The organism is Micromonospora vulcania (assembly GCF_042658605.1).
GTDB classification, from domain to species: Bacteria; Actinomycetota; Actinomycetes; order Mycobacteriales; family Micromonosporaceae; genus Micromonospora; species Micromonospora vulcania.
Genome location: NZ_JBHSQS010000004.1, coordinates 78,589 through 101,260 on the forward strand (window position 1 = coordinate 78,589; position 22,672 = coordinate 101,260).

Below are 22,672 nucleotides of genomic sequence, written 5' to 3' on the forward strand. Positions count from 1 at the left end.
TAACCCGGCCACGGACCCCGCCGTCGCCCCCTTTCCGCAGGTCTCACGGCACTGTCCGACGGATCACAACGACCGCGGTGGTCGGCCCGGTCCACGAGGGACGGGCCGACCACCGCGTGGTCGTGTCGCGTTCGGTCAGGCGGTGAGGCTGGCCACCCCGCGCGGCAGGAACCGCTTGCCGGTGACCCGCTCGCTGGTGCCGGTCCGGTCCAGGTACGGCGTGACGCCGCCCAGGTGGAACGGCCAGCCGGCGCCGAGGATCATGCACAGGTCGATGTCCTGCGCCTCGGCGACCACGCCCTCGTCCAGCATCAGCCGGATCTCCTGCGCCATCGCGTCGAGCGCGTTCTGTCGTACCTGCTCGCCGGTCAGCGGCTGGTCACCGACCACGAGCAGCTTGGCGACCTCCTCGTTGACCTGGTCGTCGACCACGATCGGCTGGCCCGAGTCGGCGATCCGCTTGAGGTTCTCGCTGACGCCGAACCGGTCCGGGTACGCCCCGTGCAGGGTGCCGCCCACGTGGTACGCGACGGCCGGCCCGACGAGCTGGAGCAGGGCGAGCGGGCGCATCGGCAGACCCAGCGGGTCCAGCGCGCTGTTCGCCACGTCCAACGGGGTCCCGGCGTCGACGGCGGCGAAGACGGTGCCCAGGAAGCGGGTGAGCAGCCGGTTCACCACGAACGCCGGGGCGTCCTTGACCAGCACGCTCGACTTCTTGAGCTGCTTGCTGACCGCGAACGCGGTGGCCAGGGTCGCGTCGTCGGTCCGGTCGCCCCGGACGATCTCCAGCAGCGGCAGCACCGCCACCGGGTTGAAGAAGTGGAAGCCGACCACCCGCTCCGGGTGCTCCAGCTCCGCGGCCATCTCGGTGATCGAGAGTGAGCTGGTGTTGGTGGCGAGCACCGCCTCCGGGGAGACGATCTTCTCCAGCTCGGCCCAGACCTGCTTCTTGACGCCCAGGTCCTCGAAGACCGCCTCGATGACGAAGTCGGCGTCGGCGAAGACGCTCTTGTCGACCGAGCCGCTGACCAGGCCGTACAGCTTGGCGGCGGTGTTCTTGTCCATCCGGCCCTTGGTGACGGCCTTCTCGATCTGGGTGTGCACGTAGCCGACGCCCTTGTCCACACGGGACTGGTCCAGGTCGGTCAGCACGACCGGCACCTGGAGGCGGCGGGCGAACAGCAGCGCCAACTGGCTGGCCATCAGGCCGGCACCGACGATGCCGACCTTGGTGACCGGGCGGGCCAGGCCCTTGTCCGGTGCGCCGGCCGGCCGCTTGGCCCGCCGCTGCACCAGGTCGAAGGCGTACAGGCCGCTGCGCAGCTCCTGGGAGAAGACCAGGTCCGCGAGGGCCTCGTCCTCGGCGGCGGTGCCGGCGGCGAAGTCGGCGTCCTTGGCCGTCTCCAGCAGGTCCAGCGCCTTGTACGCGGCCGGAACCGCGCCGTGCAGCCGCTGGTTCAGCGTCTCCCGGGCGAAGTAGAGCACGCCCGCCCACATGTCCTTGTCGACCTCGGGACGGGTCACCGTGACCTGGCCGCGTACCACCCCGGCGGCCCACTCCAGGGACCGCTCCAGGAAGTCGGCCGGCTCCAGCAGCACGTCCGCGATGCCCAGCTCGGCAGCCTGCTTCGGCTTGAGCATCTTGTTCTGCATCAGCGGGTTCTGGATGATCACCTGGGTCGCGGCGGGGATGCCGATCAGGTTCGGCAGCAGCTGGGTGCCACCCCACCCGGGGACCAGCCCCAGCGACACCTCGGGCAGGGCGAGCGCCGCCGCACCACCGGAGAGCGTCCGGTAGTGGCAGTGCAGCGCCAGCTCCAGGCCGCCGCCCATCGCCGCGCCGTTCACGAACGCGAACGTGGGCACGGTGCTGTCCTTCAGCCGGGCGAAGACCCGGTGACCGAGCCGGCCGATCTCCAGGGCCTGCGCCCGGTCGGCGAGCTGCGGCAGGCCGACGATGTCCGCGCCCACGCAGAAGATGTACGGCTTACCGGTGATCGCGATGAACGCCGGGTCGGCGGCGAGCGCGGCGGTGATCGCCTCGTCCAGGCTGGTCAGCCCTGCCGGACCGAAGGTGTTCGGCTTGGTGTGGTCGAAGCCGTTGTCCAGCGTGATGAGGGCGGCCGGCCGGTCCAGCCCCGGTACGTTCACCTGCCGGAGCAGCGCCTTGGTCACTACCTCGTTCGGTGCGGCGAGCGCGCTCACCTGTTGCCCTCCGTCCGCTCAGCAGGCTTGCTGGACTCCGTCCAGTGCGGGTTCTCCCAGATGACCGTGCCGCCCATGCCGATGCCGATGCACATCGCGGTGACGCCGTAACGCACCTCGGGGTGCTCGGCGAACTGGCGGGCCAGCTGGGTCATCAGCCGTACGCCGGAGGAGGCCAGCGGGTGACCGATGGCGATCGCGCCACCCCACGGGTTGACCCGCGGGTCGTCGTCGGCGATGCCGAAGTGGTCGAGGAAGGCGAGCACCTGCACGGCGAACGCCTCGTTCAGCTCGAACAGGCCGATGTCCTCGATGCCGAGCCCGGCGATGCGCAGCGCCTTCTCCGTCGACGGGATCGGGCCGACGCCCATCACCTCCGGCTCGACGCCCACGAAGCCGAACGACACCAGCCGCATGGCGACCGGCAGGCCCAGCTCGCGGGCGACGTCCTCGGAGGCGAGCAGGCTCGCGGTGGCGCCGTCGTTCAGGCCGGCCGCGTTGCCCGCGGTGACCTTGCCGTGCGGGCGGAACGGGGTCTTCAGGGTCGCGAGCTTCTCCAGGGACGTGTCCCGGGGTGCCTCGTCCACCGTGGCCAGACCCCAGCCGCCCTCGGCGTCCCGGATGCTCATCGAGACCAGGTCGTCCTGGAGCTTGCCGTTCGCGTACGCCTTGGCGGTCTTCTGCTGCGAGGCGAGCGCGAACGCGTCGGTGCGGGCCTTGGTGATGTGCGGGACCCGGTCGTGCAGGTTCTCCGCGGTCGCGCCCATGACCAGCGCGGACGGGTCGACCAGCTTCTCCGCGATGATGCGCGGGTTGGGGTCGACGCCCTCACCCATCGGGTGGCGGCCCATGTGCTCGACGCCGCCGGCGATGGCGATGTCGTACGCGCCCATGGCGATGCCGCTGGCCACGGTGGTCACCGCGGTCATCGCGCCGGCGCACATCCGGTCGATGGCGAAGCCGGGCACGGTCTTGGGCAGACCGGCCAGCAGGGCGGCGGTCCGCCCGATGGTGAGGCCCTGGTCGCCGATCTGGGTGGTGGCCGCGATGGCGACCTCCTCGACCCGCTCCGGCGGCAGCTGCGGGTTGCGGCGCAGCAGCTCACGGATGCAACGGATCACCAGGTCGTCGGCGCGGGTGTTGGCGTACATGCCGCCCGCCTTGCCGAACGGGGTACGGACGCCGTCGACGAAGACGACATCCCGAACTTCACGGGGCACTTGAGCCTCCTTTTCGACCGTCATTCGGCCTTCGCGCCGGCGGGCGGCACTCGGGATTGAATGAGGGGCGCCGACACGGGCACGTTCCCCCGGATGCTACTCGCCAGTAACCAACCCCGTCCCCGTCCCCCACTGTGGCCCACCCCACACCACCCCGCCGCCGCCCGCCCTCCCCGGGTGGGGGTGGGTCAGGACGGGGTCGTGGGGGGTGGGGCGGTCAGAGCGTCGGTCAGGTCGGGGGTCAGAAGGGCGATCTGCCACTCGCGGGCGTTGAGGCCGCGCAGGGTCTCGGCCACGGTCGCCTCGGTGATGTCCTCGGGCGGGGTCCAGGCCAGTCGACGGACCGAATCCGGGGTGATCAGGTTCTCCGGGGGCAGGTTGTGCTCACCGGAGATGCGGACCACCACCTCCCGGCAGCGGGCCAGCCGTCCGGCCGCCACCGGGTCCCGCTCCGCCCACCGGTGCGGCGGAGGTGGACCCTCCACGACTGGGGTGACCGGCAGCGAGTCCTCGGGCAGCACCCGGGCGTCATCGAGCGCGGCCAGCCAGGTACGGGCCAGCCGACGGACCGAGCGGCCGCCGAAACCGGGCAGCGTGAGCAGGGTCTTCTCGTCCTTCGGGTCCAACTCGGCGGCGGCGATGATCGCCGAGTCGGGCAGCACCCGACCAGGTGCGGCGTCGCGTCGGGCCGCGATCTGGTCCCGGGCGTACCACATCGAGCGGACCCGGGCCTGGGCGCGCGCTCCGCGTACCCGATGGATTCCGGAGGTACGACGCCACGGCTCCGCGCGGACCCGCGGTGGACGGGCGCCGGTACGGACCAGCGCGGCGAACTCCTCCGCGGCCCAGGCCGACTTGCCCTGCCGGGCCAACTCGGCGTCGAGCGCGTCGCGTAGGTCGGTGAGCAGCTCGACGTCCAGGGCGGCGTAGGTCAGCCACGACTCGGGCAGTGGCCGACTCGACCAGTCGGCCGCCGAGTGGTGCTTCTCCAGGGTGAATCCGAGCAACTGCTCGGTCAGCGCGGCCAGGCCGACCCGCTCGAATCCAGCCAGCCGAGCGGCCAGTTCCGTGTCGAACAGTCGGCGGGGGCGCAGCCCCACCTCGGCGAGGCACGGCAGATCCTGGCTGGCCGCGTGGAGCACCCACTCGGCCTCGCCGATCACCGCGTCCAGGGCACTGAGGTCGGGCAGCGGCAACGGGTCGATCAGCGCTGTGCCCGCACCGGCGCGACGGAGTTGCACAAGGTAGGCGCGCTGGCTGTAGCGGTAGCCGGAGGCGCGTTCGGCGTCCAGAGCGACCGGGCCGGTGCCCGCGGCGAAGCGGGCCACGACCTCGGCAAGCTCGGCCGGTGCGGCCACCGGATCGGGGGTGCCGTCGCGCGGGGCGATCAGCGGCACGGGCCCACCGTCGGTCGGGTCGGTCCCCTGGCCCGCCGGCTGCGGCTGGGCCGACGGCGGGTGCTGGGGTGTGTCTCCCGGAAGGTCTTCGGCGGGCCGACGGCGCAGGGGTGGTTCGTCGGTCACCTGCCAACCCTAGTGCGCGCGGTGATCTGGCGGGTGCAGCCGGTCCCGGCGCGTGTCGGTCAGGTGTCCAGAAGGTGTCGAAACGGATGCCGGACATCGGGGGAGACAAAGCCCTTTCGCGCAGGTACGGTCCATCGAGCCGTCGCCCCCGGTCGGTCTGACACGCGGGGTGCTGGCGGCACGGGGAGACCACGCGAAAGGCAAGGCGATCATGACGGCTGGCTTCGGTTCGGGGGACGGACGACCGGCGGGCACCGAGCCTGACGACGGTGACCGGGTAGGCCCGGTGGCCGAACGGCCAGGGCCTCGGCCACCGCGCATCGAGCCGCACCCCGGCGTCGGTGCGACCTGGTCGACGGCCCCGACCGGCGGCACCGAGCCGACGCGAGCCGTCCCGGCTCCCCGCGCCGACTGGTCCGCCCCGCCCAGCCCTGGTCAATGGAGTGGCCCGCAGGCCGCCCACGGCGCCGCCCCGGCCGCGCCCTACGGCAGTGCTCCCAGCTCGACCGGTGCCGCGCCGTACGGCACCGCTCCTGGCCCGGCCAGCGCCGCGCCGTATGGCGCAGCCCCGGGCTCGACCGGTGCCGCGCCGTACGGCACCGCTCCTGGCCCGGCCAGCGCCGCGCCGTATGGCGGCGGCGCTCCTGGCCCGAGCTACCCGGGCCCTGGTGGCTACCCGCCGGCGGGCACGGTGCCACCGCCGAGTGCCCCACCGTTCGTCACGGCAGGTGACCCGATCGTCCCCGGCCAGCCGGGCTGGCCCGGTGCCGCCCCGCTGCCGGCGGCGCGGCCCGCCCGCCGCCGCTGGCCAGCCGTGCTCGCCACGCTGGCCGTCGTGGTGCTGGCCGCGGTCGCCGGAGTGCAGGCGTACCAGCTCAATCGGCTCAGCGACCGGCTCGGTGACACCGACCGGCGGTTGGCGCAGGCCCAGGCCGCCGACGGGACCCGCATCGAGGGCCTGGACAAGCGTGCGGAGGCGTTGGAGAAGCAGGCCGGCGCCGCGTTCAACCCGGAGGCCGTGGCCAGTGCGGTGCTGCCCAGTGTGTTCCGGGTCCGGGCCGGCCAGTTCACCGGCACGGCGTTCGCGGTGGGCAAGCCGGCCACCGGTGGCGGGACCAACCTGTTCACCAACTTCCACGTCGTCGAGGCGGTCTGGGACGGCGGCGGACGCCAGGTCTTCCTGGAACGCACCGATCAGCGTTTCCCGGCCACCATCGTCAAGGTCGACAAGACCAACGACGTGGCGCAGTTGCGTACCACCGGCAAGTTCACCGGCCTGGTCACCGCGCCCGCCGCGGTGAAGTCCGGCCAGCAGATCGTCGTCGTCGGCGCACCGCTCGGCCTGGAGGACAGCGTCACCACCGGTGTGGTGAGCGCGCTGCGCGACGCGCAGGGCAGTTCCGGGCCGGCCATCCAGTTCGACGCCCCGATCAACCCGGGCAACTCCGGCGGGCCGGTGATCAACGGCAGCAAGCAGGTCGTCGGGATCGCCACCGCCAAGGCCCGCGACGCCGAGGGCATCGGGCTGGCCGTACCGATCAAGGTCGCCTGCGACGGTTTCAAGATCTGCTGACCCGGGGCGGCTCGGCAACTGAGCCGCCCCCGTTCGTTCCACGCACGGCCGCCGTCGGCCGTTCCCGAACTCGGCCGGGTCCCCGGACCTGGTCACCGCTCGCCGCGTTCTCCGGTCCGTCGCGCCTACCGGCGTGGGACCAGCTCACCTGGAGGAATAGACATGTCCCAGCCCCCGACCGGCCCGGGTCAGCCGCCGTCCGCTGCCGATCCGTCCGACGCCGACCGGACCGTGCAGTACGCCCCCGGCCAACCGGCCGGCCCGTCCGCCGATCCGACCGTGCAGTACCCGGCCGGCCAGCCCACCTCGCCGCAGTACGCGCCGGGTCAGCCCACCCCGCCGCAGCAGTACGCGCCGGGCCAGGCCACGCCGCCGCAGCAGTACGCGCCGGGCCAGGCCACCCCGCCGCAGTACGCGCCGGGTCAGCCGGCGCCGCAGCAGTACGGTGCCGCTCAGCCCGGCCACCCGGCCAGCGCGCCGCCGTACGCCGGACAGGTCTCCGCGCCGCCCGTGTCCGGCCCCGGCTACGGCCAGCCGATGTCCGCGCCTCCGGTCTCCGGCCCGGCGTACGGCCAGCCGATGTCCGGTCCGCCCGGAATGGCACCGCCGTACGGACCGCCCGCGGTGCCTCCGGCCGGTCGTGGCCGCGCCGTGCTCGTGTTGGCGCTGGTGGCCGCGCTGCTCTTCGTGATCAGCGGGGTGATGACCGGGCTGTTCGTGACCAAGAGCAACGAGCTGAACCGTACCGAGAAGCGGCTCAGCGGTCAGGTCAGCCAGCGCGACGGCACCATCGCGGCCAACACCACGGAGATCGCGAAGCTCAAGACGGACCTGCAGACGATGCAGGACAAGCTCGACAACACCGAGCAGGACCTCACCGGTACCCGTAACGACCGCGACGAGCAGGCCCGGCAGAAGAAGGTCATCGCCAGCTGCCTGGACAAGCTGACCACCGCGCTCGGTGCGGCGGCGGCCGGCAACAAGGGTGCCTACGACACGGCGATGAAGGGCCTGGACAAGGTCTGCGACGAGGCCGAGAACTACCTGTAACGGGCGCGCCTTCGCTCGATCATGGAGTTGTGGTGCCCGACGAATGCCACGGTGAGGGGCCTTCCGTCACCGCAACTCCATGATCGACCGGCCGGAGGGGCGGGCGGGTTAGGCGGTGGCGGCGGGGCGGCGGTCGGACAGGGCCGTCACTCCCGGTGGGGGGAGGCCCGCCGTGGAGGCGAGTAGCGCGCACCAGCCGAGCAGGTGGGGGGCCAGGTCGTCGTCGACCGGCGTCCAGGAGGCGCGGATCTCGATGTCGCCGGCGGTCGGTGGGCCGGCTAGGTCGCCGAACCGGGTCGACATGGTCTGCGTGACCGTCCCGCCGATCGCCCGGTGGTCGGCTTCCTGGGCGTCCAGCGCGTCGGTCAGCCACGTCCAGCCGACCCCGGGCAGCAGCGGGTCGGCGGCCAGGTCGACTTCCAATTCGGCGGTCACGTAGGTGACCAGCCGCAGGGTGCCCTGCCACGCCTCGTGCCCGACCGGGTCGTGCAGCAGGATCAGCCGCCCGTTGGCCACCTCGTCGTCGTCGCGCAGCACCGTCGCGGAGAGCGCGAAGGTGTACGGGGCGAGCCGCTGGGGGGCGCCGATCTCCTCAAGCGTGATCTCCGGCCGGGGCGCCGGCGACCGCAGGCCGGCGACCGCGCGGGCGAAGGTCTCCGGAAGCGCGATCGGGGGGGCCATGCCGGCAGCCTATGCCGCCGTCGGCCCACCCGCTTCGACGGCGCGCCGACACCCGCTCCGACCGTCCCGAGCGGCTCTCGGGCCGGGCGCGGTGTCGGTGTCCCGGTGCCGTCCCCGCCCCCGCCGCCGGATGTTAGGAAGGGGCCCTTGCTCTACCGCAGGCGTTAACAAGGTGCCCTTCCTTTCACCCCAGGCGGGGAGGGGGTCGGGCGCGTGGCACGATTGCGGCGATGACCACCGACACCACGGGCACTGCAGCCCGAGACGGAGAACCGCGCCCCGGCGGACCGGCCGACTCGCCCTTCATCCGGGCCTGCCGGCGCCGGCCCGGCCCGCACACCCCGGTCTGGTTCATGCGCCAGGCCGGCCGCTCGCTTCCGGAATACCGGGAGATCAGGGCGAACGTGCCGATGCTGGAGTCCTGCCGCCGCCCGGACCTGGTCACCGAGATCACCCTCCAGCCGGTCCGCCGACACGGCGTGGACGCGGCGATCCTGTTCAGCGACATCGTGGTGCCGGTCGCCGCGGCCGGGGTGGACCTGGACATCGTGCCGGGCACCGGCCCGGTGGTCGCCGAGCCGGTCCGCACCGCCGCCGACGTGGAGCGGATCCGGCCGATCACCCGTGACGACGTCTCGTACGTGGACGAGGCGGTCCGGCAGTTGGTGGTCGAGCTGGGCGACACGCCGCTGATCGGCTTCGCCGGTGCGCCGTTCACCCTGGCCAGCTACCTGGTCGAGGGGGGCCCGTCGCGGACCCACGCGAAGACCAAGGCGCTGATGTACGGCGACCCGGAGCTGTGGCACGCGCTCTGCGGCCGGCTGGCCGAGGTGACGCTGGCCTTCCTGCAGGTGCAGGTCGAGGCCGGGGTCTCCGCCGTGCAACTGTTCGACTCGTGGGCCGGCGCGCTCTCCGAGGCCGACTACCGCCGCTACGTGCTGCCGCACTCGACGGCCGTGCTCAGTGGGCTGGCCGCCGCCGGGGTGCCGCGGATCCACTTCGGGGTGGGTACCGCCGAACTGCTCGGCGCGATGGGTGAGGCCGGCGCGGACGTGGTCGGTGTCGACTGGCGTACGCCGCTGAACGTGGCCACCGGCCGGATCGGCTCGGACAAGGCGGTGCAGGGCAACCTGGACCCCTGCGTTCTGCTCGCGCCCTGGCCGGTGGTGGAGGCCGAGGTGCGCCGGATCCTGGCGCAGGGCGCGGCGGCCCCCGGGCACGTGTTCAACCTCGGGCACGGGGTGCTGCCGGAGACCGACCCAGAGGTGCTGACCCGGGTGGTCGCGCTGGTGCACGAGGTCTCCAGCCGCCGGGCCTACCAGGGCTGACGCGCGATGCGGCAGCCCTGGCGGGTGGCGGTGGTCGGCGGCGGAATCGCCGGGTTGGCCGCCGCGGTCCGGTTGCGCGACCGCGCGCCGGAGGGCACCGAGATCACGGTGTACGAGCAGTCCGGCACGCTGGGCGGCAAGGTGCGCACCGGGGTGCTGGCCGGCCAGCCGGTCGAGTTCGGGGCCGAGTCGTTCCTGCTGCGCGACCCCGCCGGGGGTGACTCGGCGGCGCTGGTGCTGGCCCGTCGGCTCGGGCTGGCCGACGAGATCGTGCACCCCACGGTGGGGCAGGCCGCGCTGGTCGTCGACGGGGGACTGCGCCCGATCCCGGGCGGCACGCTGGTGGGCGTACCCGGGGATCTGGATCGGGTGGCGGCGGTGGCCCGCCCGGTCGCGGACGCCGACACCGACGAGGGTCGGCCGTTGGTCGCGCCCGATGCGGACGTCGCGGTGGGCGCTCTGGTCCGGTCCCGCTTCGGCGACGAGGTGGTGGACCGGCTGGTCGACCCGATGCTCGGCGGCGTGTACGCGGGCCGCGCCGACGACCTCTCCCTGGTCACCACGATGCCGGCGCTGGCCCGCGCGGCCCGGGTCGAGCACACCCTGGTCGGTGCGGTCCGGGCGGCGCAGGCCGCCGCGCCGCGCGCGCCCGGCGCCCCGGTCTTCGGCACCCTGGCCGGCGGGTTGGGCACCATGATCGAGGCCGCGGTGACGGCCAGCGGCGCGACGGTACGGCGGGACGCCGCGGTCCGCGAGCTGACCCCGACCGGCACCGGTTGGCGGCTCACGGTCGGCCCCACCCGGGACCCGGAGCTGGTCGACGTGGACGCCGTGGTGCTGGCGGTGCCGGCCCGACCGGCGGCCCGGCTGCTCGCCGACCCGGCGCCGACGGTCGCCGCGGGCGTCGGCGAGTTGGACTACGCCAGCGTCGCGCTGGTCACCCTGGCGCTGCCGCAGCCCGAACTGCCCGAGCTGTCCGGGTTCCTGGTGCCCAGCACCGAGGGGCTGCTGATCAAGGCGGCCACGTTCTTCACCACCAAGTGGGGGCACCTGCGCCGGCCGGACGGGCTGGCGCTGGTGCGCGCCTCGGTGGGCCGGTACGGCGAGGAGGCGCACCTCCAACGCCCGGACGCGGACCTGGCGGCGACCGTGCACCGGGAGCTGTCGGCCGTGCTCGGCACCGTGCTGCCCGCCCCGGTCGACGGGCACGTGCAGCGGTGGGGCGGGGCGCTGCCGCAGTACACGCCGGGGCACGCGGACCGGGTCGCCGCCGCACGGTCGGCGTTGCGGGCCGCGTACCCCACTCTGGTCCTCGCCGGCGCCGGCTACGACGGTGTCGGCATCCCGGTCTGCGTCCGCTCCGGCGAGACGGCGGCCGAAGAGATCATCACAGCACTGGGAGGATCGGCGAGATGAGCGAGCAGACCAACGCGGCCCGGTTGCGGGAACTGAACGACAGCATCCGCTACACGATGTGGTCGGTGTTCCGGGCCAGCGCCCCGCTGCCGTCGATGCGGGACAACGTCACCCACGAGGTCGAGTCGCTCTTCGCCGAGTTGGCCGGCAAGGACGTCGTGATCCGGGGCGTGTACGACGTGTCCGGGCTGCGCGCCGACGCGGACCTGATGATCTGGTGGCACTCCGCCTCCAGCGACGCGCTGCAGGACGCGTACCTGCGGTTCCGCCGCACCACGCTGGGCCGGGCGATGACCCCGGTGTGGTCGCAGATGGCGCTGCACCGGCCGGCCGAGTTCAACAAGAGCCACATCCCGGCGTTCCTGGCGGGCGAGGAGGCGCGGCCCTACCTCTGCGTCTACCCGTTCGTCCGCTCCTACGAGTGGTACCTGCTGCCGGACGCCGAGCGGCGCGAGATGCTGGCCGAGCACGGGAAGATGGCCCGCGGCTACCCGGACGTCCGGGCCAACACGGTCGCCTCGTTCGCGCTGGGCGACTACGAGTGGATGCTCGCCTTCGAGGCCGACGAACTGCACCGGATCGTCGACCTGATGCGTGACCTGCGCGCCTCCGGCGCCCGCCGGCACGTGCGGGAGGAGGTCCCGTTCTACACGGGCCGCCGCCGCTCCATCGGCGACATCGTCAACTGCCTGGTCTGACCCGCGCCTCGGCACCGTCAGTTGTCGCGAGCCTCGCGGCGCATCGGGGTGTGCGGGATGCCGTTCTCGACGTACTCCGGGCCGCTGACCGCGAAGCCGTGCCGGCCGTAGAAGGCGACCAGGTGCGACTGCGCGTCCAGCACGCAGGGCCGGTTGCCGACCACCTCCAGCGCCGCGGTCATCAACCGGCCGGCGTGCCCGCCGCCGCGCGCCGCCGGGGCCACCACCACCCGACCGATCCGGGCGACGCCGTCCGGGTCGGCCAGGATCCGCAGGTACGCCAGCGGCACGTCGCCGTCGGTCAACCAGAGGTGCCGGGTGCCCGGTTCCACGTCCCGACCGTCGAGCTCCGGGTACGGGCAGTCCTGCTCAACCACGAACACGTCGATGCGCAGCTTGAGCAGGTCGTGGAAGGTGCGGGCGTTCAGGTCGGCGAACGAGGCCGTCCGGAGTTCGGTGGTCTGCTGGGGCACCCACCGATGGTAGGCCGCCCGGCCGGGTGGGCCCCGGTGCGTCCCACCCGGCCGGGACCGGTCACGGCGTGTCCTGCTTCGCGGGAGCCAGATAGGTGGCGGCCACGGCGGTGAGGAGCAACGCACCGCCGACGACCACCGGCAGCGGCAGCGGTTCGTCCAGCAGCACCACGGCCAGCGCCGCTGCGGTCAGCGGTTCGAGCAGGGTCAGGACGGCGGCGACGCTGCCCGGGGTGGTCCGCAGCCCCGCGTAGAACAGCGCGTACGCCACCGCGGTGGTGACCACGCCGAGGTGCAGGAGCAGCGCCACGGTGTCGACGCGTACCGGTACGCCGACGCCGGCGACCAGTGCGAGGGGCGCCAGGGTCAGCGCGCCGACGACGGTGGAGATGGTGGTCAGCGTCATCGGGGCGGTGTGCTGCGACACCTGTCGGCTGATCAGGGTGGTCACCGCGTAGCCGAGACCGGAGCCGGCCGCCGCGAGCAGGCCGAGCAGCGGCGCGGGTGCCGCCGCGGTGGGTTCCGCCGTGGCACCGGTGATCAGGGCGAGACCGGCCACGGCGGCCACCAGTGTGCCGAGCCGCAGCGGGCCGGGGATCCGCCGCGCTCGTACCGACTCCCAGGCGGCGGCGAGCACCGGAGCCAGGCCGAGGCTCACCACGGTGGCCACGCCGACCCCGGCCAGCGCCACGGCCGCGAAGTAGAGCGCCTGGTAGAGGCCGAGCCCGACGCCGGTGAGCAGTAGCGGCACCGGTGCCGCGCGCAGGGCGGCCAGGATCTGGCGCAGTCGGCCGGCGGTGCACGCCAGCAGGACGAGCGCGGCGATCGCCAGGCGGTGAAAGCCGATGCTCACGGGACTGAGCCCGGTGCTCTCGCGCAGGAGTTGCACCGCCACCCCGGTGGTGCCCCACAGGACTCCGGTGACGGTGATCTGGATCAGGCCAGTACGGGCCGGGGTGCGGGTCGGTGCCGGGGCGGCCGGTGGTGCGGTACGGGAGGTGGACACGGGTGCGCTCCGATGGGGTGAGCCGTTGACGGGGACGACGTCGACGGAGCGCGTACGGCGAGATGGCCGAGCCGGGTCACCCGGTCGGCGGGAGGCGCGGCGCTCCGGTCAGGAGCGCGGCGGGGGCAGGACGCCCAGGAACGGCCGCATCGGACGACCGTACCGGTCAGGCGGGTCGTGCGCCGACGGCGTCCCGGATCTCGGCACCCTGGGTGCCCTCGACGGCGCGGGCGCAGTGACCGCAGCAGAAGAACCGGCCGTTCACCTCGACGCCGTGCCCGGAGATCTTGATCTGGCAGTGTTCGCAGATCGGCGCCAGCCGGTGGATCGCGCACTCGAACGAGTCGAAGGTGTGCACGTCGCCGCTGACCGTCCGTACCTCGAACGCCATCCAGTAGTCGTTGCCGCAGACCTCGCACGTTGCCATGAGAAAACCCCCCGTATCAGGACATGTGCCACCAGAGTGCCCGAGTGCGCCGGGCCGGCGGGCGAAATGCGCGCCACTCGGCCCGATCTGGCGGCGTGTCGGCTCCGGCGTGTCGTCCGCCCCTCGTTCGCCCCCTCGCACGCCCCTTCGTCCGCCCCTCGTCAACGGACTCGTCATCATCGATGAATTTATCGACGTTGGTCTTTACTGTTAATAAAGTTTAAATTACGTTGAGGGGCACCCACCGGACCTGGAGAAGGAGCTGCCCCCATGCGTCGAAGAATCACCGTCCCGCTGGTGGCGGCGGGTGCCGTCGCCGCCACCCTCACCGTCGCCGCCCCCGCCCAGGCGCACGGCTACGTCTCCGCCCCGCCGAGCCGCCAGGCGCTCTGCGCGCAGGGCCGGGTGCCGGACTGCGGGCAGATCAAGTACGAGCCGCAGAGCGTCGAGGGGCCGAAGGGCCTGAAGAGCTGCAACGCCGGAATCGCCCAGTTCGCCGTCCTCAACGACGACGGGCGGGGGTGGCCGGCCACCTCGGTCGGCACCTCGCTGACCTTCACCTGGGTGAACACCGCCCGGCACGCCACCCTCAACTGGGAGTACTGGATCGGGAACACCCGGGTCGGCGTGGTCAACGGCAACGGCCAGCAGCCGGGCGCCACCGTCTCGCACAACGTCAACCTCGGTGGCTTCTCCGGCCGGCAGAAGATCCTCGCGGTGTGGAACATCTCCGACACCGCCAACGCCTTCTACTCCTGCATCGACGTGCAGATCGGTGGCGGCGGTGGCGGCCCGACGCCGACTCCGACGCCGACCCCGACGCCGACCCCCACTCCGACCCCCACGCCGACGCCGACCAACCCGCCCGCCGGCGGCAGCTGGACGGCCGGCCGGGCATACCAGGTCGGGGACCAGGTCACCTACGGCGGAGCGACGTACCGCTGCCGCCAGGCGCACACCGCGATTCCCGGATGGGAGCCGCCGAACGTACCGGCGCTCTGGCTTCAGGTCTGACCGCACGGGTGCGGCTCCGGCCGCACCCGTGTCGCCGTCCTCGCACGATCGGAGCATCCGGCATGACCCGACGAACCCTGCTCGCCGTACCCCTGCTCGTCGCGCTGCTGCTCACCGCGGCCTGCGGCGGGCCACCCACGCAGACCCCGTCGGTCGCGCCCCAACCGGCCCCCGCGGCCCCGGCCGGGCCGCCGGCGGCCGGGTCCGCGCCGGCCGGTGGGGCGGCGTCGGCCGTCTCTGGGGCGCCCGGGGACGCGATGAGCGGCATCGACGTGGTGTTCCTGAGCACCATGGTCGGGCACAGCGAACGCACCCTGCAGATCGTCCGGCTGGCGCGGGGCCGGCTGAGTGACGACGCGCTGCGTACCCTTGCCGCCGCCATCGAGGCGACCGAGGCCGACGAACTGGCCACCATGCGCGGCTGGCTGCCGACGGCCGGGCCGGGCACCGGTGTGGCCGGGCACGACCACGCCGGGCACGGCGACAACGCGGCGCTCGACCGGCTGCGGGCCGCGTCGGCCGCCGACGTCGACCGGGTGCTGCGCGAGGTGCTCGCGGACCATCAGCGTGCCGCGGCCGACCTGGCTCGGGCCCAGGTCGACGTCGGCCGCAGCGCGCAGGTACGCGAGCTGGCCCGGCGGATCGAGCAGTCCCGCACCGCCGAGGTCGGGCTGCTGACCGGGCCGCCGGCCGCGCGACGGTGAAAGGGGTACGCCGCTGGCGTGCCTCCCGCCGCGCGGCGGCTGCTCAGATCAGCGTGGCTCCAGCTTGATGGAGACCGAGTTGACGCAGTGCCGGGTGTCCTTCGGCGTGAAGCCCTCGCCGTGGAAGACGTGCCCGAGGTGACTGTTGCAGCGGGCGCAGCGGATCTCCGTACGGGCCATGCCGAGGCTGCGGTCCTCGATCTCCTTGACCCGGCCCGGGATGGCGTCGTCGAAGCTCGGCCAGCCACAGTTCGAGTCGAACTTGGTGTCGCTGGAGAAGAGTTCCAGCCCGCAGGCGCGGCAGTGGTAGACACCCTGCGTCTTGGTGTCCACGTACTCGCCGGTCCAGGGGCGTTCGGTGCCGGCCTCCCGTAGGACGTGGAACTCCTCGGGGGTCAGGCGGACCCGCCACTCGTCCTCGGTCTGGGGCAGCTCATTGTCGTCAAGACTCACCCGTCAACGGTACGTCGAACGTCGGGGGCGTGGCATAAGGTCGCGGGATGGGTGGCACCAAGGCAGCGGTCGCCGAGGTCGAGGTGGCCGGGCACACCGTACGGCTGAGCAGTCCGGACCGGGTGATCTTCCCGCAGCGGGGCTTCACCAAGGCGGACGTCTTCCACTACTACCTCGCGGTCGGCGACGGGATCATGCGTGCCCTGCGGGACCGGCCCACCACGCTGCAACGCTTCCCCGAGGGCGTCGAGGGCGAGATGTTCTTCCAGAAGCGGGTACCCACTCGCGGGGTGCCGCCCTGGGTGACCACCGCGGAGATCACCTTCCCGAGCGGCCGGAGCGCGGCGGAGCTCTGCCCGGCCGATCTGGCGCACGTGGCCTGGGCAGCGCAGATGGGCACCATCGTGTTCCACCCCTGGCCGGTGCGCGCCGCCGACGTGGACCACCCCGACGAACTGCGCATCGATCTGGACCCGCAGCCGGGCACTGACTTCGCCCACGCCGCCCAGGCCGCCGGTGAGCTGCGCGGCCTCCTCGACGAGCTGGGCGTTGCCGGCTGGCCGAAGACCTCCGGCGGTCGGGGCGTGCACGTCTACCTGCGCATCCAGCCCCGCTGGACGTTCACCGAGGTGCGCCGGGCCACCATCGCGCTGGCCCGGGAGCTGGAGCGCCGTCGCCCCGAGCTGGTCACCACCGCCTGGTGGAAGGAGGAGCGCGGCAGCCGCGTCTTCGTCGACTTCAACCAGATGGCCCGGGACCGCACCATCGCCTGCGCGTACTCGCTGCGCGCCAACGCGCGGGCCACCGTCTCCACCCCGGTCACCTGGGACGAGCTGCCCGACGTCGAGCCGGACGACTTCGACCTGCGCAGCGTCCCGGCCCGGCTCAGCGAGCGAGGCGACCCGCACGCCGACATCGACGACACCCCGTGGGACATCACTCCGCTGCTGGAGTGGGCCGAACGGGACGCCGCCGCCGGCCAGGGCGACCTGCCGTACCCGCCGGACCACCCCAAGATGCCCGGCGAGCCCAAGCGGGTCCAACCCAGCCGCGCCAAGCGTCCTACCAGCGAAGACACCGCCTGAGGCGGCTTGTGGCGATAGCGTTGAGCCGCAACTTGCCCGGCTTCTCGGTTCCGCGGACCCGAAGTGGTCGACCGCCTCCGTCGCACCTGAATGTGGACGTTGAAGCTCTGCTGTCTAGCGCGCCGACATTTCGCCCGTCCTGCGTTGCTCGCGGTCTCGGTGCTGAACCGCGTTTGGCTGCCCTGACGCTCCGGGCAGGCCCGTAGACGTCAGCCGCCGCAGCCCCTCTGTCTAGACAAAGATGGAGCGACGGTTGACAGCGTTGCCCTTCGGGCCCATCTCGTAGCCCTCAAGCCAGATCCAGCCGTCATAAGTGACCCAGTCAAGAACTCGGATGACTCGGAAGAAGATGGGGCGGGAGAACTGAACGGATGCGGTGGAGGTGACGTGGAGCAAGTCACCACTCCGGAGGTTCATCGTTTCTTTCTGTCGCGCCACGTCTTGAGTGTTTCCCCGGCTTCCTTCAACCGAGGGCAGCCCTTCGGGCTGTCGCACTTGGTGCAGGTGTTCCGGTGGTGGAAGTCAATGACGTAGCCAGCCATGATCACCGGGAATGGCGGTTCAGGCCGCCATTCCTCCACCATCACGTCTCGCCCCGCTTGTTGGCTTCCGCTGGGTGGGGGGACCTGGCCAGGGCCCCTCGCGTGAACAGCATCGGGCCCCAGCGAATCGGGGCGGTGGGGCCCTCCCGGCCTGGCGCACCGTCGGGGCGCGGTTCGCCGGGTCGCTGCACCACGTCGACCGGCTCAATTCCGCGCTGAAACCACTTCCACCGTGCCACGTCCAACCTCCCACGGTCACCAATCAGCCCCTCTAGCAGCTACGATCCGGGAGCGTCGATGGGACGTGCAACTCTCCACACGAGACTTTCACGCAGAGAAGTGCCTAAGGGCTGTTGATGCAAGAGCCGTCTCACGGCACGTCGGATGACGGCTCAGGATGAGACAGGGGGATGGTGCCGATGACTGAGGTGGGCTCGACGGTGCCGAGACGCGAGCTTGGCCGCCTGCTCCGGCAGACCCGCGAGCAGGCGGGTATCGGGCTTGAGGCTGCCGCCTCTGACCTTGAGTGGTCCCGAGCCAAGATGTACCGGATCGAGTCCGGGCAGACTCCCATTCGCGCCTTGGACGTGGACCAGATGTGCCGGCTCTATGGCGCCCCTGCTGACATGACGGAAGTCCTCGTCAGTCTCGCCAAGGAATCCAAAAGCAAGGGGTGGTATCACGCCTACGGGGAGGTGATCCCTCGCTGGTTTGAGCTGTACGTTGGCCTTGAGTCGGCCGCGAGTCGAATTCGAAGTTATGAACACGCGGTAGCCCCAGGGCTCCTCCAGACACCGGAGTACGCCGCACAGGTTGTCCGTACGCGCCCGAACGTGCCTGACGAGGAAGCTGCCAAGCATGTTGAGCTGCGGATAGAGCGCCAGCGGTTGCTTACTCGGAAGCGGCCAGCCGCTCCCGTACTGGACGTGATCATTGAGGAAGCCCTGTTGCACAAGAACGTGGCCGGTATGTCGGGGCAGATTGACAAGTTGGTGATGGCGAGCGACGCGCCCAACGTGTCCGTCAGGGTGATTCCACTCAACGCCACGATCACTCAAGTAGTGGTGTCAGGTGGCTTCGTGATCCTCGACTTTCCCACGAACGGGGCGAGGTCTGCCGAGCCCACAACGGTCTACAACGAGGGTCTTTCGGGTGCGCTCTACCTTGACCGGCTCGAAGAGGTCAAGACGTACGCGGAAGTTTGGAACGCCCTCACCGCTCAGGCGTTGAGCGTTGAGGAATCCCGGAAGCTGATGCAGGGAATCAAGGAGAGGCAAGATGATTGATCTGACCGGCGCTGCCTGGCGCAAAAGCACCCGGAGCGGAGCACAGGGCAACTGTGTGGAGGTTGCCGACAACCTCCAGGGTGTCGTTGCCGTTCGGGACAGCAAGGACAAGCAAGGGCCGACTCTTGCCTTCAGTCCGACCGCTTGGGTCGCGTTCGTTACGTCGACCAAGGTGGGTAGCTAGACCGCGCTAACGGGCGCATGACAACGACGAAACCCCCGGCCATCCCTTACGGGCAGGTCGGGGGTTTCTGGCTCAGAGGGTTCGGTCGTCCGCGTCCCCGTCGACCTGCGTGTAGGTCCCGGCAGCATGGCCGCAGCTCGGCGACGGGTTCAATGGTCGGCCGGCACCTTTGGGGCGTGCAGCGATCCGGAAGTGTCGTACACCTGTTCTAAGATTTGTGAGTGATCGATGAGTTGGTGCGGGCGGAGAGTGCCGTGGCGGCCTGCACCGACGTCGCGGCCTGGGCGGTTTCCGAGCACGAGCTGATCGCGGTCATCGACGCCACGCACCGCCTCCAGCAGCGTCTGGCGTCGGTGCAGTTGGCCGCCGTACGGGAGTTGGACGGTCGGGGCACCGCCGTGACGCAGGGGGCGTCCTCGACGGCGGTGTGGCTGCGCCACCGGTTGCGGGTCGGCGTCTCGACTGCCCGCCGGCTGGTCGAGCTCGCCGCCGCGGTCGACGATGCCCCGCCCGGCGTGCGCGAGGCCCTGGCGGGTGGGACGGTCAACGTCGAGCAGGTCCGGGTCATCGCCGAAACGGTCGCCACCGTGGCGGCCTCGGCCGGCACCGAGGCCGCCGACCGGGCCGTCGGTGTGCTCATCGACTGGGCCGAGCAGTTCGATCCCGCGCTGCTGCGCACCATGGCCACCCGGATCCTCGACCACGTCGCCCCCGATGTCGCCGACGCGGCGGCCCTGGCCGCCCTGGAGGCAGAGGCCCGCCGGGCTGCCCGGGACCGGCACGTCACGATCTCCGAGCAGCCCGGCGGCCGGCTGCGGCTGACCGGGGCCCTCGATGTGGAGGCCGCCGCCCTGCTCCGCGCGGTCCTCGACCCGCTCACCGCGCCCTGCGGGCCGGACGACAACCGCACCGCGGGTCAGCGTCGGCACGACGCTCTCGCCGACGTGTGCCGACTCGCGCTGCGCACCGGTGAGCTGCCCGAGCACGGCGGTGACGCCGCCCAGGTCGTCGTCACGACCAGCTACGACGGGCTGACGCGGCACCCGCGGGCCGGCGCTCTCGACGTCGGCCTGCAACTCACCCCCGAGACGGTGCGCCGGCTCGCCTGCGACGCCGCGATCCTGCCCGCCGTGCTCGGTGGCGCCGGCCAGGTCCTCGACGTGGGCCGGCAACGCCGCCTGATCACCGGCCCACTCCGTCGCGCCCTGGTGCTGCGCGACCGTGGTTGCGCCTTTCCCGGCTGCGACCGGCCACCCCGTTGGTGCGCCGCCCACCACATCCGCCACTGGGCCGACGGTGGGGCCACCAGCCTCGACAATGCCGTGCTGCTCTGTGGCCACCACCACCGACACATCCACCAGGGCGACTGGGCCGTCCACCTCGGGGGCGACGGTCACCCGGAGTTCGTTCCGCCGGCCTGGCTCGACCCGGAACAGCTACCCCGTCGCAACCGGTACCACCCACGAACGTGAACGGACGGCCGGGAGCCGATCGAGCTATTCGCAGGCGATCGCGCCCTTGTAGTCCTTGGGTACGTCACCGGCGGCCACCTGGTCGGCGATCTTCCAGAACACCTCAGGCCAGTCACCCTCGGCGTTCATGTCATGCAGCACCTTCCACTGGTGGCTGCTGCGCAACGCGTCGGCGGCCCTCTTGCGGGCGGCTTCGTCGCCGGCCTGCTTCGCGCGCAGCCATTCGGCGATCCACCCGCAGCCCACCTTGCTGGTCACCGCGGCACCGAACTGGTAGGCGTCGTTGACGCCCTGGTCGGCCAGCGTGGCCGCGTCGAAGCCCGGGGGGAGCGGCACGCCGACGAGCACCTTGGCCGCCTGCTCCTGTGCTCGCTCGGGCGTGACGATCTCGGCCGGCAGCGCGGCCAGCCAGGTACGGGCGTCGACGCGGATCACGGTGGCGAGGACCCGGTCGAACTCGCTCCGCGTCCAGGCGCCTCCGGTACGCAGTTCGACGAAGGAACCGTCGCGGGGCCGGAGCATGACCGCGAAGTCGCTCGCGCCGTACCGGAACAGATCACCCGGCCAGCGGTCGACCTTCACCGACTCCGGCTTGCTGCCGTTGGGCTGATCGCCCTTGCTGCCGTTGAGCCGATCGTCGTGATAGCTACCGTACTGGTCGGCCGGGTACCAGTTCATGCTGAGTTGCCGCTTACCGTTGGTGAACGCGATGGTGCCCTCCTTCTCGGCGAACCCGTAGACGGTGGTCGCCTTCCAGCCGGGCTGGTTGATCAGCAGCCGTGGGTTCTCCTCGGCCGCCTTGAGCACCATCGCCGAGTAGGAGACCGTTCCCGGTGCCGCCGAGCTGGAATCGATGCTCGGGGACACCTCGCGGTCTCCCGGCTGATCGGGCTTCGCGATCGAGACGGTGAAGACGACAGCGAGGATGGCGGCCGCGACGCTTGCCGTGGCGAGGCCGCTCATCAGGTGACGACGGGCCCGGACGCGCTTACCCGGCGGGTCGGCGATGGGTTCGAGGGTCGGTGCGGACAAGATCTCCTCCAAGAGGTCCTGAGCAGCCCCGCCGAGGTGCGCGATGACCTCGGGCCGGTATGGATCGGCGTCGCGGACTCTCCGGTCGAAGTGTTCGTCGGTCATCTGCCCTCCTCCGGGGCTCGTACGGCCATGACGTCGAGTACATGTCCGGCTGGGCCGAGGTCGTCACCGACGAGATTGCGTAGCCGCGCCCGGGCACGGGACAGCCGGGTTCGGACTGCGGTCGGGCTCACCTGGAGGATCGTGGCGACCTCGCGCGGCTCCAGGCCCTCCCAGAAGGTCAGCATCAGCACCTCCCGGTCCGCCTCGCTCAGCCGGGCCAGCGCGGCCCGCACGGTGAGTCGTTCGGGCACCTCACTACCCGGGTCGACGGCGCTGCCGACCCGGAGTCGTTGCCGCAACCGATCGCCCAGTCGTCCCCGGCGTGCTCCGCCGCGATGGTGGTTGGCCAGCACCCGCCGGGCCACGCCGTGCAGCCACAGTCGGACCTCGGCCTCGGGTGGCATCTCGCGGCTGCGCCGCCAGGCGATGAGGAAGGTCTCGGCGACCACGTCGGCCGCGTCCTCGGGCTGTTCGACCCGTCGCAGGGCGTACGCCAGCAGCGGCTCGAAGTTGGCCGCGTAGACGCGTCGGAAGCGGTCCTCGTGCTCCTGCCCGGGGCTCACGTCTGTTCCATGTCCGGTCGAGCGCCCATCGTGACAGGCCCGATCCCGAAATTGTGCCGCCGGCGGGGCGGACCGGTTCCGTGGTGTGGAGTAGAAACGGCGGGTGACGTACTTCGAGGATCTCAGCACCTACGACTACCGCGACCTGGACACCTTCGAGCGCAGTTGGGGATGGCTCCAGTTTCGGCCCGAATACCGCAGGATCGCCGTCGGCTGGCTCGACGCCCCGTACGCGTTCGAGAAGGGTCCGGTTCCCGCGGGGTTCGCCGCCAGGCTGCTCGACATCGTCGCGGGACCACCGGTCAACTCGATGCGCGGCTGGCACGACTGTTCGCACTGCCCGCCCTCGTCGGATGCGGACGCAGCCATGCTCTCCGTGGAGCTTCCCAGCGGCGCGGTGGCCCTGGGGCACACCGAGATCAGGGTGCCGGCGCGGCCGGGCGTGGTGTTCGCCGCGCCGTCGCTGATCTGGCACTACGTCACCGTGCACGCCTACCTGCCGCCCGCCGAGTTCATCGCGGCGGTGCAGGCCTACGAACCTCGCTGGGCCGACGAGCCGAGCCCATGGGTGCCACCGGACGCCGAGCGCACGACCTTCGACTGAACGACCACGGCCACCGATCGCCAAGCCG

The 22,672-nt window shown here is 71.9% G+C and carries 22 protein-coding genes and 1 pseudogene; 12 read left to right on the forward strand and 11 right to left on the reverse strand.

The window, feature by feature from the left end:
- Window positions 1–135: 135 nt before the first annotated feature.
- The 3 genes from ACFQGL_RS07330 to ACFQGL_RS07340 all read right to left on the reverse strand — a co-directional run bounded on the left by ACFQGL_RS07330 (window position 136) and on the right by ACFQGL_RS07340 (window position 4,948).
- Window positions 136–2,205 (reverse strand): 3-hydroxyacyl-CoA dehydrogenase NAD-binding domain-containing protein, encoded by a 2,070-nt coding sequence (locus tag ACFQGL_RS07330; protein ID WP_377507387.1) that lies wholly within the window; start codon window positions 2,203–2,205, stop codon window positions 136–138.
- Window positions 2,202–3,425 (reverse strand): thiolase family protein, encoded by a 1,224-nt coding sequence (locus ACFQGL_RS07335; protein ID WP_377507390.1) that lies wholly within the window; start codon window positions 3,423–3,425, stop codon window positions 2,202–2,204. The genes ACFQGL_RS07330 and ACFQGL_RS07335 overlap by 4 nt, the downstream gene beginning before the upstream one ends.
- Window positions 3,426–3,613: 188 nt before the next feature.
- Window positions 3,614–4,948: a ribonuclease D gene (locus ACFQGL_RS07340; protein WP_377507393.1), complete on the reverse strand. Its 1,335-nt coding sequence runs from the start codon at window positions 4,946–4,948 to the stop codon at window positions 3,614–3,616.
- Window positions 4,949–5,159: 211 nt separating this feature from the next.
- Here ACFQGL_RS07340 and ACFQGL_RS07345 point away from each other — a divergent pair, with 211 nt between their 5' ends.
- A complete protein-coding gene (locus ACFQGL_RS07345; RefSeq protein WP_377507396.1) occupies window positions 5,160–6,521 on the forward strand; it encodes a S1C family serine protease in 1,362 nt (453 codons plus the stop codon).
- A 162-nt stretch (window positions 6,522–6,683) separates the two neighbouring features.
- Window positions 6,684–7,571 carry a hypothetical protein gene (locus ACFQGL_RS07350; RefSeq protein WP_377507398.1) on the forward strand — a complete coding sequence of 296 codons (888 nt, stop codon included), beginning with the start codon at window positions 6,684–6,686 and terminating at the stop codon, window positions 7,569–7,571.
- 108 nt (window positions 7,572–7,679) lie between these two features.
- Here ACFQGL_RS07350 and ACFQGL_RS07355 read toward each other — a convergent pair whose 3' ends face one another.
- Window positions 7,680–8,252 carry a DUF3000 domain-containing protein gene (locus ACFQGL_RS07355; protein ID WP_377507401.1) on the reverse strand — a complete coding sequence of 191 codons (573 nt, stop codon included), beginning with the start codon at window positions 8,250–8,252 and terminating at the stop codon, window positions 7,680–7,682.
- Window positions 8,253–8,482: 230 nt separating this feature from the next.
- Between ACFQGL_RS07355 and hemE the strand changes: the two genes are divergently transcribed.
- Genes hemE through hemQ form a run of 3 tightly spaced genes read left to right on the forward strand, consistent with a single transcriptional unit; the run spans window position 8,483 to window position 11,694 of the window.
- On the forward strand, window positions 8,483–9,580 hold the full coding sequence (hemE, locus tag ACFQGL_RS07360) for a uroporphyrinogen decarboxylase (protein ID WP_377507404.1): 1,098 nt from the start codon (window positions 8,483–8,485) through the stop codon (window positions 9,578–9,580).
- 6 nt (window positions 9,581–9,586) lie between these two features.
- Window positions 9,587–10,996: a protoporphyrinogen oxidase gene (gene hemG, locus ACFQGL_RS07365; RefSeq protein WP_377507407.1), complete on the forward strand. Its 1,410-nt coding sequence runs from the start codon at window positions 9,587–9,589 to the stop codon at window positions 10,994–10,996.
- A complete protein-coding gene (hemQ, locus tag ACFQGL_RS07370) occupies window positions 10,993–11,694 on the forward strand; it encodes a hydrogen peroxide-dependent heme synthase (RefSeq protein ID WP_377507410.1) in 702 nt (233 codons plus the stop codon). Before hemG ends, hemQ begins: the two co-directional genes overlap by 4 nt.
- Window positions 11,695–11,711: 17 nt before the next feature.
- Here the strand turns inward: hemQ and ACFQGL_RS07375 are convergent, their stop codons facing one another.
- The 3 genes from ACFQGL_RS07375 to ACFQGL_RS07385 form a co-directional block, all read right to left on the reverse strand.
- Entirely contained in the window at window positions 11,712–12,167 is a 456-nt protein-coding gene (locus tag ACFQGL_RS07375) for a GNAT family N-acetyltransferase (RefSeq protein ID WP_377507413.1), read from the reverse strand.
- A 61-nt stretch (window positions 12,168–12,228) separates the two neighbouring features.
- On the reverse strand, window positions 12,229–13,173 hold the full coding sequence (locus tag ACFQGL_RS07380) for a DMT family transporter (RefSeq protein ID WP_377507417.1): 945 nt from the start codon (window positions 13,171–13,173) through the stop codon (window positions 12,229–12,231).
- Window positions 13,174–13,339: 166 nt separating this feature from the next.
- Window positions 13,340–13,600: a Prokaryotic metallothionein gene (locus tag ACFQGL_RS07385; RefSeq protein WP_377507420.1), complete on the reverse strand. Its 261-nt coding sequence runs from the start codon at window positions 13,598–13,600 to the stop codon at window positions 13,340–13,342.
- Between the two features lie 270 nt (window positions 13,601–13,870).
- Between ACFQGL_RS07385 and ACFQGL_RS07390 the strand changes: the two genes are divergently transcribed.
- Together ACFQGL_RS07390 and ACFQGL_RS07395 are read left to right on the forward strand one after the other, a co-directional pair.
- Window positions 13,871–14,614: a lytic polysaccharide monooxygenase gene (locus ACFQGL_RS07390; protein ID WP_377507423.1), complete on the forward strand. Its 744-nt coding sequence runs from the start codon at window positions 13,871–13,873 to the stop codon at window positions 14,612–14,614.
- 62 nt (window positions 14,615–14,676) lie between these two features.
- Window positions 14,677–15,318 carry a DUF305 domain-containing protein gene (locus ACFQGL_RS07395; RefSeq protein WP_377507427.1) on the forward strand — a complete coding sequence of 214 codons (642 nt, stop codon included), beginning with the start codon at window positions 14,677–14,679 and terminating at the stop codon, window positions 15,316–15,318.
- A 48-nt stretch (window positions 15,319–15,366) separates the two neighbouring features.
- On the opposite strand, the gene msrB is transcribed toward ACFQGL_RS07395, so the two are convergent.
- Window positions 15,367–15,771: a peptide-methionine (R)-S-oxide reductase MsrB gene (gene msrB, locus ACFQGL_RS07400; protein ID WP_377507430.1), complete on the reverse strand. Its 405-nt coding sequence runs from the start codon at window positions 15,769–15,771 to the stop codon at window positions 15,367–15,369.
- A gap of 47 nt (window positions 15,772–15,818) precedes the next feature.
- Here msrB and ligD point away from each other — a divergent pair, with 47 nt between their 5' ends.
- Window positions 15,819–16,856 (forward strand): non-homologous end-joining DNA ligase, encoded by a 1,038-nt coding sequence (ligD, locus tag ACFQGL_RS07405; RefSeq protein WP_377507433.1) that lies wholly within the window; start codon window positions 15,819–15,821, stop codon window positions 16,854–16,856.
- Between the two features lie 234 nt (window positions 16,857–17,090).
- Here ligD and ACFQGL_RS07410 read toward each other — a convergent pair.
- A pseudogene (locus ACFQGL_RS07410) lies at window positions 17,091–17,273 on the reverse strand (hypothetical protein); the annotation flags it as partial.
- A 544-nt stretch (window positions 17,274–17,817) separates the two neighbouring features.
- On the opposite strand from ACFQGL_RS07410, the gene ACFQGL_RS07415 reads away from it, so the two are divergent.
- The 3 genes from ACFQGL_RS07415 (at window position 17,818) to ACFQGL_RS07425 (ending at window position 20,340) form a co-directional block, all read left to right on the forward strand.
- A complete protein-coding gene (locus tag ACFQGL_RS07415; protein ID WP_377507436.1) occupies window positions 17,818–18,684 on the forward strand; it encodes a helix-turn-helix domain-containing protein in 867 nt (288 codons plus the stop codon).
- Window positions 18,677–18,868 (forward strand): DUF397 domain-containing protein, encoded by a 192-nt coding sequence (locus ACFQGL_RS07420; protein ID WP_377507439.1) that lies wholly within the window; start codon window positions 18,677–18,679, stop codon window positions 18,866–18,868. The genes ACFQGL_RS07415 and ACFQGL_RS07420 overlap by 8 nt, the downstream gene beginning before the upstream one ends.
- Window positions 18,869–19,089: 221 nt before the next feature.
- Entirely contained in the window at window positions 19,090–20,340 is a 1,251-nt protein-coding gene (locus ACFQGL_RS07425) for an HNH endonuclease signature motif containing protein (protein WP_377507442.1), read from the forward strand.
- A 24-nt stretch (window positions 20,341–20,364) separates the two neighbouring features.
- Here ACFQGL_RS07425 and ACFQGL_RS07430 read toward each other — a convergent pair whose 3' ends face one another.
- Window positions 20,365–21,477 carry a hypothetical protein gene (locus tag ACFQGL_RS07430; RefSeq protein ID WP_377507445.1) on the reverse strand — a complete coding sequence of 371 codons (1,113 nt, stop codon included), beginning with the start codon at window positions 21,475–21,477 and terminating at the stop codon, window positions 20,365–20,367.
- Window positions 21,474–22,040, reverse strand: coding sequence for an RNA polymerase sigma factor (locus tag ACFQGL_RS07435; RefSeq protein WP_377507447.1), 567 nt, complete (start codon window positions 22,038–22,040; stop codon window positions 21,474–21,476). Before ACFQGL_RS07435 ends, ACFQGL_RS07430 begins: the two co-directional genes overlap by 4 nt.
- A gap of 103 nt (window positions 22,041–22,143) precedes the next feature.
- Between ACFQGL_RS07435 and ACFQGL_RS07440 the strand changes: the two genes are divergently transcribed.
- Entirely contained in the window at window positions 22,144–22,644 is a 501-nt protein-coding gene (locus ACFQGL_RS07440; RefSeq protein WP_377507449.1) for a DUF7919 family protein, read from the forward strand.
- Window positions 22,645–22,672 lie beyond the last annotated feature (28 nt).

Excerpts from the sequence above, each read along its gene's own strand:
- ACFQGL_RS07415 (WP_377507436.1), top strand. The coding sequence starts at position 17,818 with ATGACTGAGGTGGGCTCGACGGTGCCGAGACGCGAGCTTGGCCGCCTG.
- ACFQGL_RS07355 (WP_377507401.1), bottom strand. The coding sequence starts at position 8,252 with ATGGCCCCCCCGATCGCGCTTCCGGAGACCTTCGCCCGCGCGGTCGCC.
- hemQ (WP_377507410.1), top strand. The coding sequence starts at position 10,993 with ATGAGCGAGCAGACCAACGCGGCCCGGTTGCGGGAACTGAACGACAGC.
- ACFQGL_RS07385 (WP_377507420.1), bottom strand. The coding sequence starts at position 13,600 with ATGGCAACGTGCGAGGTCTGCGGCAACGACTACTGGATGGCGTTCGAG.
- hemG (WP_377507407.1), top strand. The coding sequence starts at position 9,587 with ATGCGGCAGCCCTGGCGGGTGGCGGTGGTCGGCGGCGGAATCGCCGGG.
- ACFQGL_RS07420 (WP_377507439.1), top strand. The coding sequence starts at position 18,677 with ATGATTGATCTGACCGGCGCTGCCTGGCGCAAAAGCACCCGGAGCGGA.
- ACFQGL_RS07345 (WP_377507396.1), top strand. The coding sequence starts at position 5,160 with ATGACGGCTGGCTTCGGTTCGGGGGACGGACGACCGGCGGGCACCGAG.
- ACFQGL_RS07390 (WP_377507423.1), top strand. The coding sequence starts at position 13,871 with ATGCGTCGAAGAATCACCGTCCCGCTGGTGGCGGCGGGTGCCGTCGCC.
- ACFQGL_RS07350 (WP_377507398.1), top strand. The coding sequence starts at position 6,684 with ATGTCCCAGCCCCCGACCGGCCCGGGTCAGCCGCCGTCCGCTGCCGAT.
- hemE (WP_377507404.1), top strand. The coding sequence starts at position 8,483 with ATGACCACCGACACCACGGGCACTGCAGCCCGAGACGGAGAACCGCGC.
- ACFQGL_RS07430 (WP_377507445.1), bottom strand. The coding sequence starts at position 21,477 with ATGACCGACGAACACTTCGACCGGAGAGTCCGCGACGCCGATCCATAC.
- ligD (WP_377507433.1), top strand. The coding sequence starts at position 15,819 with ATGGGTGGCACCAAGGCAGCGGTCGCCGAGGTCGAGGTGGCCGGGCAC.
- ACFQGL_RS07395 (WP_377507427.1), top strand. The coding sequence starts at position 14,677 with ATGACCCGACGAACCCTGCTCGCCGTACCCCTGCTCGTCGCGCTGCTG.